12 protein-coding genes are annotated in these 13,664 nt (G+C 67.6%); all 12 read left to right on the top strand.

The window, feature by feature from the left end; genetic code table 11:
- Positions 1 to 328, top strand: a 328-nt coding sequence (locus ACTHLF_RS08785; RefSeq protein WP_440326642.1) for a rod shape-determining protein, incomplete at its 5' end; no start/stop codon positions are given.
- Positions 329 to 366: 38 nt separating this feature from the next.
- Positions 367 to 1,386: a rod shape-determining protein MreC gene (gene mreC, locus ACTHLF_RS08780; protein WP_440326641.1), complete on the top strand. Its 1,020-nt coding sequence runs from the start codon at positions 367 to 369 to the stop codon at positions 1,384 to 1,386.
- On the top strand, positions 1,383 to 1,874 hold the full coding sequence (gene mreD / locus ACTHLF_RS08775; protein WP_247429850.1) for a rod shape-determining protein MreD: 492 nt from the start codon (positions 1,383 to 1,385) through the stop codon (positions 1,872 to 1,874). The genes mreC and mreD overlap by 4 nt, the downstream gene beginning before the upstream one ends.
- Positions 1,871 to 3,886, top strand: coding sequence for a penicillin-binding protein 2 (gene mrdA, locus ACTHLF_RS08770; protein ID WP_440326639.1), 2,016 nt, complete (start codon positions 1,871 to 1,873; stop codon positions 3,884 to 3,886). Before mreD ends, mrdA begins: the two co-directional genes overlap by 4 nt.
- A gap of 26 nt (positions 3,887 to 3,912) precedes the next feature.
- Complete coding sequence (gene rodA, locus ACTHLF_RS08765; RefSeq protein WP_440326643.1) at positions 3,913 to 5,004, top strand: rod shape-determining protein RodA; 1,092 nt, start codon at positions 3,913 to 3,915, stop codon at positions 5,002 to 5,004.
- Positions 5,005 to 5,201: 197 nt separating this feature from the next.
- On the top strand, positions 5,202 to 6,188 hold the full coding sequence (mltB, locus tag ACTHLF_RS08760) for a lytic murein transglycosylase B (RefSeq protein WP_440326637.1): 987 nt from the start codon (positions 5,202 to 5,204) through the stop codon (positions 6,186 to 6,188).
- Between the two features lie 158 nt (positions 6,189 to 6,346).
- Entirely contained in the window at positions 6,347 to 7,696 is a 1,350-nt protein-coding gene (locus ACTHLF_RS08755; RefSeq protein ID WP_440326635.1) for a septal ring lytic transglycosylase RlpA family protein, read from the top strand.
- Between the two features lie 42 nt (positions 7,697 to 7,738).
- The gene (locus ACTHLF_RS08750; protein ID WP_440326633.1) at positions 7,739 to 8,959 is read left to right on the top strand and encodes a D-alanyl-D-alanine carboxypeptidase family protein; all 1,221 of its coding nucleotides are present in this window, start codon (positions 7,739 to 7,741) and stop codon (positions 8,957 to 8,959) included.
- A 12-nt stretch (positions 8,960 to 8,971) separates the two neighbouring features.
- Complete coding sequence (locus ACTHLF_RS08745; RefSeq protein ID WP_440326631.1) at positions 8,972 to 9,262, top strand: DUF493 family protein; 291 nt, start codon at positions 8,972 to 8,974, stop codon at positions 9,260 to 9,262.
- A gap of 200 nt (positions 9,263 to 9,462) precedes the next feature.
- Positions 9,463 to 10,131 (top strand): lipoyl(octanoyl) transferase LipB, encoded by a 669-nt coding sequence (gene lipB / locus ACTHLF_RS08740; protein WP_440326629.1) that lies wholly within the window; start codon positions 9,463 to 9,465, stop codon positions 10,129 to 10,131.
- Between the two features lie 13 nt (positions 10,132 to 10,144).
- Entirely contained in the window at positions 10,145 to 11,143 is a 999-nt protein-coding gene (gene lipA, locus ACTHLF_RS08735; protein ID WP_440326627.1) for a lipoyl synthase, read from the top strand.
- Between the two features lie 31 nt (positions 11,144 to 11,174).
- Positions 11,175 to 13,514 (top strand): carboxy terminal-processing peptidase, encoded by a 2,340-nt coding sequence (locus ACTHLF_RS08730; protein WP_440326625.1) that lies wholly within the window; start codon positions 11,175 to 11,177, stop codon positions 13,512 to 13,514.
- Positions 13,515 to 13,664 lie beyond the last annotated feature (150 nt).

Here is a 13,664-nt window from a genome sequence, read left to right as displayed (position 1 = left end):
CAACCTGGCCGAGGGCGTGCCGCGCATGTTCTCGATCAACTCCAACGAGGTCCTCGAGGCCCTGCACGAGCCGCTTTCGGGCATCGTGGCGGCGGTCAAGGCCGCCCTGGAGCAGACCCCGCCGGAGCTCTGCTCCGACGTGGCCGAGCGCGGCATCGTGCTCACCGGTGGTGGCGCCCTGCTGCGCGACCTGGATCGCCTCATCTCCGAGGAAACCGGCCTGCACGTGGCCGTGGCCGACGACCCGCTCACCTGCGTGGCCCGCGGCGGCGGCAAGGCCCTCGAGATGATCGACCAGCACGGCAGCGACTTCTTCGCTTTCGAATGATGGACGCGCGCGCCGCGTCGGCCTGGGCGCGCTAATCCATGGCCCTTAATCGCGACGATAAGTCGCCGCTGTTCTCGCCCGGCGTGGCGGGCACCCTGCGGCTTATCGTTTACCACGCGCTCGCCTGCGTGCTGATGGTCCTGGACCATCGCGGCGGCTGGCTGGCCAATGTCCGCTATGGGCTGTCGATCCTGGTGGAGCCGGTGTATCGCATCGCCGGCCTGCCGTCGCAGGGCTTCCAGGCGGCGACGGTGGCGTTCGCCGATCGCCAGCGCCTCACCGAGGCCAACCAGCGCCTGCGCGAAGACCTGCTGCTCGCCAACGCCAAGCTCAACCGCATGGCCTCCGTCGCCGAGCAGAACCAGCGCCTGAAGGAACTGCTGGATACCCAGCACAGCCTCTCACTCAACGTGCAGCTCGCGCGCCTCATCGGCGTGGACCTCGGTGCGTTCCGTCATCGCATCGTGCTGAACGTGGGCGCCCGCGACCAGGTGAAAGTGGGGCAGGTGGTCATTGATGCGCGCGGGGTCATGGGCCAGGTCATCGAAGTGATGCCCACCACCTCCGTCGCCATGCTCATCACCGATCCGAACCACGCCATCCCGGTGACCATCGAGCGCACGGGCCTGCGTACCGTGGCCTATGGCTCGCGCGGCGGTGACATGCTCACGCTGCCGAACATCCCGGTCTCGGCCGATGTGCAGGCCGGCGACAAGCTGGTCACCTCGGGCCTGGGCGGGCGTTTCCCCACCGGTTTCCCGGTCGGCACCATCCGCGACGTGCAGCAGACCGCATCCGGCACCTTCCTCTCGGCCAATGCCATGCCGGCGGCGGACCTCGACCGCAGCGAAGACGTGCTCCTGCTCCACGACCTGGCCGAACCCGCCGGGCCGCCCGAACTCGCCCCGAACGCCGGCCCGCCGGCCGACATGGCCCCGGATCCGAACGCGCCGCCGGCCGCACCCGCGCCCAGCCCGACGCTGCCGAAGGTCACCGCACCCACCGCCAGCGGGGCCCCGGCGCGCGCGTCCAGCAGCGCCACGGGGACCACGCCATGAACAAGACCCGCGTCCGCCAGCTCTGGTTCGCCGCCACGCTGCTGCTCTCGCTCGTGCTGATGCTGATCCCGCTGCCCGGCCCGCTCACCCCGTACAAGCCGTACTGGCCCGCGCTGGTGCTGCTGTACTGGTGCCTGCAGTCCGGCGATCGCGTGACCCTGGGCCTGGCCTTCTGCCTGGGCGTCGGCGCTGACCTGTTCGACGGCATGCTGCTCGGCGAGCAGGCCCTGCGCCTCACCGCCATGGTCTTCATCGCGCTGCGCTTCCGCTCGCGCCTGCGCTTCTTCCCCATGTGGCAGCAGACCCTGGCCGTGCTGGGCTTCCTGCTCAACGACCGCGTGCTCCTGCTGCTCGTCCGCGTGCTCGGTGGCGACCCGCTGCCGCCCGCGGATTTCTGGATCTCGCCGTTCGTGGGCGCGGCGCTGTGGCCGTTCCTGTTCCTGATCCTCGATGACCTGCGCGCTCGCCTGCGCATCCACGAGGCATGAGCCGGCGGCGCGCCTCCATCAAGGAAATGCGTGGTGAGGTGGCGTTGTTCCGCCGCCGCGCGCTGGCCGGCTTTGCCCTGATCCTGCTCGGCCTGATCGCGGTGTGCACGCGCTACGTGTACCTGCAGGTCTACCACCACGATGAATTCGCCGCCCGCAGCGAGCAGAACCGGATCAAGCCGCGCGCGATCCCGCCGGCGCGCGGGCTCATCTACGACCGCAACGGCGTGCTGCTCGCCGACAACGTGCCGGCCTTCCGCCTGGAAGTGACCCCCGAGCAGGTCGGCGACATGGACAAGATGCTCGGCGAGCTGGGCGCGGTGGTGCCGCTCAGCGATGACGACATCAGCGTGTTCAAGAAGCAGGTGAAGCAGAGCCGCCGGTTCGAAGGCGTGCCGCTGAAGCTCAAGCTCACCGAGGACGAGATCGGCCGCTTCGCCGTGAACCGCTGGCGTTTCCCCGGCGTGGACGTGGTCCCGTACCTCACCCGCCGCTACACCATGGGCCCCGAGCTCGCGCACGTCATCGGTTACGTCAGCCGCATCGATGCCGACGACCTCGATCGCATGGATGACGAGGAAGAGGCCAGCTACAAGGGCACCACGCACATCGGCCGCATCGGCATCGAACGTTCTTACGAAAAGCTGCTACACGGCGCGCCCGGCTACGAGCTGGTCGAAGTGAACGCGGATGGACGCACCCAGGCCGTGCTCGACACCACGCCGCCAACACCGGGCAAGAACATCTACCTGAGCATCGACGTGCGCCTGCAGAAGGCTGCGCTGCAGGCGATGGGCGACCGCGCGGGCGCAGCCATTGCCATCGATCCGCGCAACGGCCAGGTGCTGGCGTTCGCCAGCGTGCCGAACTACGACCCCAACCTGTTCGTCAACGGCATCAGCTCGGTCGACTACAAAGCGCTGACCACCGACCCCGACAAGCCACTGTATAACCGCGCGCTGCGCGGCGTGTATCCGCCGGGCTCGACGGTGAAGCCGTTCCTGGCGCTGGGTGGCCTTGCCCTGGGTATCCGCAAGCCATCGGATACGGTGCTGTCGACGGGTGAGTTCTGTATCCCCGGGCAGAGTCGCTGCTATCGCGACGATAAGCGCGGCGGCGACGGCACGGTGAACATGGTCCACGCCATCGAGCTTTCGACGAATACGTACTTCTACCGGCTCGCGCTGGACATGGGCATCGACCGCCTGTCGTCCTGGATGTCGAAGTTCAGCTTCGGCCAGAAGACCGGCATCGACCTCGTGGGCGAAGTGGAGGGTGTCCTGCCGTCGCGTGAATGGAAGGCCGGGCGTAGCAAATCCGGTTGGTTCCCGGGCGAAACCATCATCGCGGGCATCGGCCAGGGCTACTGGGCGGTCACGCCGATCCAGCTGGCCCACGCCGTCGCCACGTTCGCGGGGCGCGGCGTGCCGTACGCGCCGCACCTGCTGCTCGATACGCAGGATGGCGTCGACAGCCCGCGCGTGCGGCAAGCCTTCCCGCCGACCGGTCCGTCGATCATCAAGAAGCCGGCGGACTGGGATACGGTGAACGAAGGCATGGTCGCGGTGATCAACTCGGGCAGGGGCACCGGTAAGAAGCTCCCGTTCGGGTTCCCGTACATCATCGCGGGCAAGAGCGGCACGGCCGAGCGCTTCTCGCGCAAATCCGATGCCTACGACACCAACAAGAACAAGGCCTACCTCGCCAGCCGCCACCGCGCGCTGTTCATCGCGTACACGCCGGCGGAAGATCCGAAGATCGCCGTGGCCGTGGTGCTCGAGGCCGGCGCATGGGGTGCGGAGGATTCCGGCCCCATCGCGCGCAAGATCCTCGACCAGTGGGTGGTGGATGAAGGTGGCCCGCGTCCGTCCGAGATGCCGCCGGGGCCGGTCGCGACCTCCGACGCGCCGCTGGAAGACGCACCGGCCGCTTCGGATTCGGTGCAGGGCGCTGCGCCTGCGCCGCCGACCAGCAGCGAACTGCCGCCCGATGACAACGGTGAGGACCAGTAACCGTGCTCGAGCAACTCACCGTCCGCATGAAGCGCTTCGGCCTGCGTCTCCTGACGCGGCCGCGGCTCGACCTGCCGCTGTTGCTGGCGCTGCTGCTGCTCGCCGGCGCGGGCCTCACCACGCTGTACAGCGCGGGTGGCGGCAACTATTCGCTGGTGGGTGGGCAGGCTGCGCGCTTCGTGCTCGGTGGCGTGCTGCTGCTGATCATCTCGCGCATCCCGCCGCCGGTGCTCCGTTCCTGGACGCCGTGGCTCTATGCCGGCAGCACCGCGCTGCTGTTCGTGGTGGCCGCGCTGGGCGAGGGCAGGGGTGCCTATCGCTGGCTCGATCTCGGTTTCATGCGCTTCCAGCCCTCGGAGCTGCTGAAGCTCACCATGCCGATGATGGTGGCCTGGTACCTGCACCCGCGGCAGCTGCCGCCGGGCTGGAAGGACATCATCGTGGTTGGCCTGCTGATCGCCGTGCCGGCCGGCCTGATCGCGGAACAGCCTGACCTCGGTACCGCGCTGCTCGTCGCTGGCGCGGGTGCCTTCGCCCTGTTCCTCTCGGGCATGGCCTGGTGGCGCATCGGCCTGCTGGTCGGCGGCGCGGGCGCTGCCATCCCGGTGGCCTGGCAGTTCCTCCACGAATACCAGCGCAACCGCGTGCGCACCCTGCTGGATCCGGAATCGGATCCGCTCGGCAATGGGTGGCACATCATCCAGTCGAAGATCGCCGTGGGCTCCGGCGGCGTGTTCGGCAAGGGCTGGCAGCACGGCACCCAGTCGCGCCTCGATTTCCTGCCCGAGCACACCACCGACTTCATCTTCGCCGTGTTCTCCGAGGAGTTCGGCCTGGTCGGCGTCATCGCCATCATGCTGCTCTACGCGTTCATCATCGGCCGCTGCCTGTGGATCGCGATGAACGCGCGCGATACCTACTCGCGTCTCCTGGCCGGTGCGATTGGCATGAGTTTTTTCGTATACGTCGCGGTCAACGGCGGCATGGTCGCGGGCATCCTGCCGGTGGTCGGCGTGCCGATGCCGCTGGTCAGCTACGGTGGCACGTCTGCGGTGTCGTTGCTGACGGGCTTCGGCGTGCTCATGTCGATCCACGCCAATCGAAAACTCCACGATTGATGGCTGAACACGCGCCCGAGCCAGCCCGGGATGCGCCACTTTCGCGTGTTACGCTTCGGCTCATGGATGATGCTCTGCCTGCGCACCGCGCACGACCCGCTCGACACGTACAGCACCTCCCCGTGGGAGTGAGCTTGCGAACGATGGCTCTTCGCAAAGCGCGGCGCTCGCACGCTCACTCCCACAAGTGGGGGGTGATGGCTCTTCTGCTTCCCCTGCTGCTCGCGTTTGGCACGGCCGCTGCCGCCACTGCCCCGGTGGAAACCCACCCCGGCCAGGCCGCGCTGGTGCGCGAGGTGGCGAAGGACACCGGCAAGAGCCCCTGGGCGCTGAACAAGCTGCTCAACGGGGCGAAGATGCAGCAAAGCATCATCGATGCGATGAACCGCCCGGCCGAGGGCAAGCCGTGGAGCGCCTACCGGCCGATCTTCCTCACCGAGGAGCGGATCAGCGCCGGCGCCGATTTCTACCGCACGCACGAAGCACTGCTGGACGGGATCAGCCGCAAATACGGCGTGCCGGCCGAATACATCGTGGCGATCGTCGGCGTGGAGACCTTCTACGGCCGCAACACCGGCAAGTACAAGGTGCTCGATGCGCTGACCACGCTGGCCTTCTACTACCCCAAGCGCGCGCCGTTCTTCCGCGAGCAGCTGAAGGTGCTGCTGGAACTGCCGTCGAACCACCTGGGCGGCCCGCTGGATACGCTCACCGGCTCGTATGCCGGCGCGCAGGGCTGGGGCCAGTTCATGCCCAGCTCCATCCGCGATTGGGGCGTGGATTACGACGGCGATGGCCGCATCGACATGAAGGGTTCGATGGGCGACATCTTTGCCAGCGTCGCGAACTACTTCAAGGAACACGGCTGGCAGACCGGCGGCCCGGTCGCCGCGCGCGCCCAGCCGGATCGCCGTGCGCAGGCGCCGGCGGTCCCGAAGGACTGGCGACCGGTCGCACCGGTGGAATCCTTCGTCGCCACCGGCTTCGCACCGGTGCAGCACCTGGATCCGGGCCGCGACGCGCAGCTGCTGCGTCTCGATGGCCCCGCGGGTGACGAATACTGGTTCACGTTCCAGAACTTCTACGTGATCACCACCTACAACCGCAGCCCCATGTACGCCCTCGCCGTCGACCAGCTCGCACGGGAAATCCGCGCACGCGTGAAGGGACCCGGCGGGCGATGAACACGGGCACCGTGGGGGCGGTGAACCTGGACGTGACGACCGCTCGTCGTAGGAGCCCACCCTGTGGGCGACATCTTTCGACGAGAACGCTGCAGGGCCTGCTGCGTTTGGGCGAAGGGCGTCGCCCACAGGGTGGGCTCCTACGGTGGGGCTTCATCGTGCTGGTCGCCCTGGTGCTCTCCGCCTGCGGTGGCGGCCACAACACGCGCTCGCCCTCGGGTGGCAAGCGCGGCGGCGGTTCCGGCCGGCCTTACGACGACATCAGCCGCTCGCAGGGTTCGCGCTACGGCAGCAAGAACGACAGCGTTCCCACCGAGATGCCGGATTTCAGCAAGATCCCGGAGCCGGTGCCGAAGAACGAACCGCGGTCCCTCTACGGCAACAAGTCGCCGTACTCGGTGCTCGGCCAGACCTACAACGTACTGCCCACGCCCAAGGGCTACGTGGAGCGCGGCATCGCCTCGTTCTACGGGAACAAGTTCCACGGCTATAAGACCTCGAACCTCGAGGAATACGACATGTACCAGTTCAGCGCGGCGCACAAGACGCTGCCGCTGCCGAGCTACGCGCGTGTCACCAACCTGCAGAACGGCAAGAGCGTGATCGTGCGCATCAACGATCGCGGGCCGTTCCATGAAAACCGCATCATCGATCTCTCGTTCGCCGCCGCCGTGAAGATCGGCGTGTGGCCGAGCGGCACCGGCCTGGTCGAAGTGCGCGCGATCGACCCGGGTGATCCTTCGTCGGTCGCCGCGCCGCCGTTCGTGCAGACCACACCAAAGCCCGCGCCGGTGACGGCCCCGCCGCCGCCCGCGCGTTCCTACGGCGGCACGCCGGCACCCGCGGCGCGTACGGTCGCGACGCCTGCGGCCGTGGCTACCGGGGCCGCCCTGGCTGCGGCCCCGCGCCCGGCGCCGAACAGCACGACCTCCACCCCGGTCGCCGTTGGCAATCCGGAGGATGCCGGCCCCGTGCCGGGCATGACCGACGCCTCGGTGGCCGACGCCTTGCCGCCGGGCGCGAGCGGGCAGGGCGCCCGCCCGGCCGCGTCACCTGCTGGCGCAGCCCCCGCCACGCGTGGCCCTTCGCCGGCCGTAACGGGCCCCGTTGCGACGCGGGCCCCGTCGTCGGCTATCCCGGCCCCGGTAGGCACCACGATCCCCGCCGCCAGGCCGCCCGTAGCTAGTGAGCCTGGCGCCGCGTCGGCCAGCGCCGCGTCCGCCCCGTCCAGCCCTGCCGCAGTGCCCTCAAGCCCCGCCGCCGTGCCCGGCAAACCCAGCATCTACCTCCAGGTCGGCGCGTTCTCCGATGTGGCCAACGCCAACCGCGTGGCCGATCAGTTGAACCGTGCGGGCCTTGGCCCTGTCAGTGTCATCGAGACCAGCCTGGGCGGCCGCAACGTCCGTCGCGTACGGGTAGGCCCGCTGGCCGATGTTGATACCGCTGACAAAGTGACCGACCAGATTGCCGGCATGGGCCTGCCCAGGCCCTCGGTCGCGGTAGACTGAGCCCCTTTTTTCCCGCTTGTTTTTGACTGGACCGCTGAAACGATGAAGCTTTTGCCCCGCTCCCTGTTCGCTTTCGCCGCCGCCGCGCTCGTCGCCGGCGTGTCCGTGGCGCAGCAGACGCCGCCGCGCCCGGTGGTGCCGCGCCCCGTCGTGCCCGAGGCCCCCGTGCCGCCGCCGCCGGATGTGGAAGGCAAGAGCTGGGTGCTGATGGACTACAACACCGGGCAGATCATCGCGTCGAAGGATCCGGACATGCAGGTCGAGCCAGCCTCGATCACCAAGGTCATGACCGATTACGTCGTGTCCGCGGAAGTCGCCAACGGCAAGATCCACATGACCGACCCGGTCACGATCAGCGAGAACGCGTGGCGTGGCGGCGGTGCCAGCACCGATGGCTCCACCAGCTTCCTCAAGCTCAACAGCCAGGTGCCGCTGAAGGACCTGCTCTACGGCATGATCATCCAGTCGGGTAACGACGCCGCCATCGCGCTCGCCGAGCACACCGCGGGCTCCGAGCCGGCGTTCGCGAACCTGATGAACGCCTACGCGAAGCAGCTGGGCATGACGCATTCGCAGTTCCAGAATGCATCGGGCTACCCGGTGGCCAACCACTACACCACCGCGCGCGACATCGCGGTGCTGTCGCGTGCGCTCATCCACGACTTCCCCGAGGACTACGCGATCTCGGCCGTGAAGGAGTTCGAATGGAACGGCATCAAGCAGCACAACCGTAACCTGCTGCTGTGGCGCGACAACACCGTCGACGGCATCAAGACCGGCCACACCGCCGCGGCCGGTTACTGCCTCGCCGCCTCGGCGAAGCAGGGCGACGCCCGCATGATCGCGATCGTCATGGGTGCCAGCAGCGAGAAGGGCCGCGCCGACGCCGCGCTGGCGCTGCTCAACTACGGTTTCCGCTTCTACGAATCGCACAAGCTCTACGAAGCCAACAAGCCGCTCGCCACGCCCAAGCTGTGGAAGGGTGCCGAAAACACGCTGCCGCTGGGCGTCGCCGAAGACGCGATGGTCTCGGTCAAGCGCGGCGACTACGACAAGCTCAAGGCCAACCTCGACATCCCGACGACGCTGATCGCCCCGTTCAAGAAGGGCCAGCAGGTCGGCACGCTGCGCGTGACGCTCGACGACCAGCCCGTGTTCACCGCGCCGCTGGTGGCGCTGGCCGACGCACCGGAAGGCGGCTTCTTCTCGCGCCTCTGGGACACGATCATGCTGTGGTTCCACAGCGACGGCGACAAGAAGTAAGAGGGTACGGCCATGCGTGAGATCGACTTCAGCGAAGCACAGAAGGACGGCAAGGGATTCCAGTTCCCGGGCGAGTTCGAGATCACCGCGATCGGCAACGCCAACGCGGGTCTCGACAAGCATGTGCCGTTCCTCCTTCACGGCATCGGCCTCGAGGTGCTCCACGAAACGCTGACCACCAAGCTCACCCCGGCGGGCAACTACCAGTCGGTCACCGTGAGCTTCGTCGCACCGACCCGTGAGAAGTACCTGGAGGCGCACAGCGCCCTGCGCGCGGACAAGGACATCCGTTTCACGATGTGACCGGATGGTCGGAACCTCGTAGGAGCGCGCCTCGCGCGCGACAGCTTTTCGCGAAGAGCAACACGGCCTGTTGCTCCCGGCCTCAAAAGCTGTCGCGCGCAGGGCGCGCTCCTACGGTCTGCCTTGGGGACAGACCACCCCGCCTTGTATCGTAGGCCCCAAGCCCACAGCTTCCCCCCATCTCCTACGACCGCATCCCCATGACCCACCCCCTCAACGTCCGCCGGCTGGGGCGCGTCCCCTACGAAGCCAGCTGGAAGGCCATGAGCGCCTTCACCGACAACCGCACCGACGACACCGTCGACGAGCTGTGGCTGCTGGAACACGATCCCGTATTTACCCTCGGCCAGGCCGGCCTCGACGAGCACGTGCTCTTCGCCGGCGATATCCCGGTCGTGCGCGTCGATCGCGGCGGCCAGGTGACCTACCACGGCCCGGGCCAGATCGTGGCCTACCCCATGATCGACCTGCGCCGCGTCGGCGTGGGCGTGCGCGAGCTGGTCTGCCGCATCGAACAGGCCATCATCGACACCCTTGGCGAGTGGAATATCGGTGCCGACCGGCGTGAAGGCGCCCCGGGCGTCTACGTGGCCGAGGCCAAGGTCGCGGCCCTCGGACTGCGCATCCGCAGGGGCTGCAGCTTCCACGGACTGGCCTTCAACGTGGACATGGACCTCGAGCCCTATCACCGCATCAATCCCTGCGGGTACAAGGGTTTGGAGGTCACCCAGGTGGTAGACTTGGGCGGTCCGTCGCGATTGGCAGACGTGGAAGACGTCCTGGTTCAGGAATTCTGCAAGCAGTTCGGCTTCCACGCCGTGCCCGCCGATCCCATTCTCCCCGAACTCCCCGCGCGCGTTGCGGTCTGAGGCTGACAGACTTATGAGCCAGACTTCCGCCAATCCCCTCCGTAGCATCCCTATCGCCGTGGTCGACAAGCCGGGCGAGAAGATGCTCGGCAACGACAAGATCGGGCTTAACCGCGCGGCCTTCGACACCACGCAGCCCGCGCTGCGCAAGCCCGGCTGGATCCGCGTGCGCCTGCCGCAGGGCAACGCCGTGCAGCAGCTGAAGGCGCGCCTGCGCGAAAACTCGCTGGTCACGGTGTGCGAAGAGGCCTCGTGCCCGAACATCCATGAGTGCTTCTCGAAGGGCACCGCCACCTTCATGATCCTCGGCGAGGTCTGCACGCGCCGCTGCTCGTTCTGCGACGTCGCTCACGGCCGTCCGCTGGCGCCGGATCCGCTCGAGCCGGCCCGTCTGGCCGAGACCATCCGCGACATGCGCCTGCGCTACGTGGTGATCACCTCGGTCGACCGCGACGACCTGCGCGACGGCGGTGCCGAGCACTTCGCCTCGTGCATCCGCGCCGTGCGCCACGCCAGCCCCGACATCCGCATCGAAATCCTCACGCCGGATTTCCGCGGCAAGGGCCGCATGGAGCGCGCGCTCGACGTCCTGAAGGATTTCCCACCGGACGTCTTCAACCACAACCTCGAAACCGTACCGCACCTCTACCGCGAAGTGCGCCCGGGTGCCGACTACCAGTGGTCGCTCGATCTGCTCAAGCGGTTCAAGGCCCAGCACCCGTCCGTGCCGACCAAGTCCGGCATCATGCTCGGCCTCGGCGAAACGATGGACCAGGTGCTGGAGACCATGCGCGATCTACGCGCCCATGACGTCGACATGATCACCATCGGCCAGTACCTGCAGCCGACCGCGCACCACCACCCGGTGGTCCGCTACTGGACGCCGGACGAGTTCGAAGAGCTGCGCATCGCCGGCGAGGCCATGGGTTTCTCCCATGTCGCTTCCGGCCCGTTGGTGCGATCCTCCTACCATGCCGACCTGATGGCCCACGCCGCCGGCGTCGTCGAATAAACGCCCCACAGAACACCGAGGCTCCGACTACATGACTCTTCGCCCCGCGATCGCCCTCCTGCTGGCCCTCTCGGCCGCGGGCGTCCACGCCCAGAACGCTGCGCCCGCGCAGATGCAGAAGCCGGGAGCGACCGAGCCGGCGACGAAGACGGCACCGGCGCCGCAGCCGAAGGACGCCTCGGAAGCCGCGACGTCGCCGGAGCCGCAGCGCAAGGAGTCCAGCCTGCCGCTGAAGCCCACCGCGGCGGAAGCGCAGGCGTCGCAGCTGTCGGCGCGTTTCCTCACGCGCTTCCACTACCAGGCGCAGCCGCTCGACGACGCGATGTCGGCCAAGATCTACAAGGCCTACCTCGAGTCGCTCGACAGCGAGAAGGTGTTCTTCACCCAGGAAGACCTCGCGAAGTTCGAACCGCTGAAGACGCAGTTCGACGACGCCATCTGGAACCAGGATCTTTCCGGTCCGTTCTCGGTGTTCAACCTGTACATCACGCGCGCCGTCGACCGCATGAACTACGCGCGCGGCCTGCTCGCGAAGGGCTTCGATTTCAGCGGCAACGAAAGCTTCAACTTCGGCCGCAAGAAGGCCGCCGCGCCGAAGAACCAGGCCGAGCTCGACGACGTGTGGCGCAAGCGCACGATGAACGACTGGCTGCGTCTGAAGCTCGCCGGCAAGAACGACGACGAGATCCGCAAGACGCTCGACAAGCGCTACGCCACGTACATCTCGCGCGTGCGCCAGCTCGACGACGAAGACGCGACGCAGGCCTTCATGACCGCGTACGCCAATTCCACCGATCCGCACACCGATTACCTCGGCCCCCGCGCCGCCGACACCTTCGACATCGCCATGCGCCTGTCGCTGGAAGGCATCGGCGCGGTGCTGCAGGCGCGCGACGACTACACCACCATCCGCGAGCTCGTGCCGGGTGGCCCGGCGATCAAGTCCGGCAAGATGAAACCCGGCGACCGCATCGTCGCCATCGGTCAGGGCGAAACCGGCCCGATGGTCGACGTCGTGGGCTGGCGCCAGGACGACGTGGTCAAGCTCATCCGCGGCAAGAAGGACACCACGGTCCGCATCGAAATCCTTCCGGCCGATGCCGGCGTCGACGGCAAGCACGACATCGTGACGCTCGTCCGCAAGAAGGTCACGATGGAAGAGCAGGCCGCCAAGTCGAAGGTCATCGACGTGAAGGACGGCGACGTCACGCGCAAGATCGGCGTGATCGAACTGCCCACGTTCTACCAGGACTTCGGCGCGCGCCGTAACGGCGACGCCAACTTCAAGAGCGCCACCCGCGACGTGTCCAAGCTTCTGACCGAGCTGAAGGCGCAGAAGGTGGAAGGCGTGATCATGGACCTGCGCAACAACGGCGGCGGTTCGCTCAACGAAGCCACTGAACTCACCGGCCTGTTCATCGACACCGGCCCGGTGGTGCAGGTGCGCGACGCGCGCGGCCAGATCGACGCGCAGGGCGACGACGCGCCGGGCATGGCGTGGGACGGCCCGATGGCCGTGCTGGTCAACCGTGGCTCGGCCTCGGCGTCGGAGATCTTCGCCGCCGCCATCCAGGATTACGGCCGTGGCGTCATCATCGGCGAGCCCACTTTCGGCAAGGGCACGGTGCAGAACCTCGTCGACCTCGACCGGTTCGGCAAGACCACCACGGGCGAGGATGCCAAGTACGGCGAACTCAAGATGACCATCGCCGAGTTCATCCGCATCAACGGCGACAGCACGCAGCTGCGTGGCGTCACGCCCGACGTCCAGTTCCCGCAGAACGGCGACGCGAAGGAATTCGGCGAGTCCACCTACGACAACGCGCTGCCGTGGCGTCACATCGATCCGGCCGACTACAAGCCGGTCGCCGATCTGAAATCCATCGTGGGCCCGCTCAATCAGAAGCATCAGGCGCGCGTGGCGAATTCGCCGGCGTGGAAGCTGATGCTCGACGAGCTGGCGCAATACCAGAAGCTGCGCGACAAGACCGACATCTCGCTCAACTTCGCCGCGCGTCAGGCCGAGCGCAAGCAGTACGAAGCCATCCAGACCGACTTCCGCAACCGTCGCAAGGCGATCTTCGGCGGCGACGGCAGCCCGGGCGACACTGGCGACGACACCGCGTCGTCCGACGACGGCCTGAACGCCAACGAGCGCAGCATCAAGTCGGAGATCAAGCAGGAAGCCGCGGCGAAGAAGGCGAAAGACACGCCGCTCGACGAAGCCGCCCACATCGTTGGCGACGAAGTCGCGATGATCAAGGCGGACCCGAAGATCGCGTCCACGGTGCTTCCGTACGGCGGCCGCAAGATCGACGCGCCGCAAACGGCGCAGGTTCCGGCAAAACCGGCACCGGACAGCAACCCGTAACGAAAAGGCGCCGAAAGGCGCCTTTTTTTTCGCGACCACCTCCCGCGATGCTCTTGTAGGAGCGCGCCACGCGCGCGCCACCCGTTAGAGACCGCGCAACAATCCCCGCTGCACCCGGCCCCCAAAGCAGTGGCCCGCCAGGCGCGCTCC

This window comes from Luteibacter sp., assembly GCF_051958795.1.
GTDB lineage: Bacteria > Pseudomonadota > Gammaproteobacteria > Xanthomonadales > Rhodanobacteraceae > Luteibacter.
Note: the sequence above shows the minus strand (reverse complement) of the source record. Positions and strands in the feature narration are given on the sequence as shown.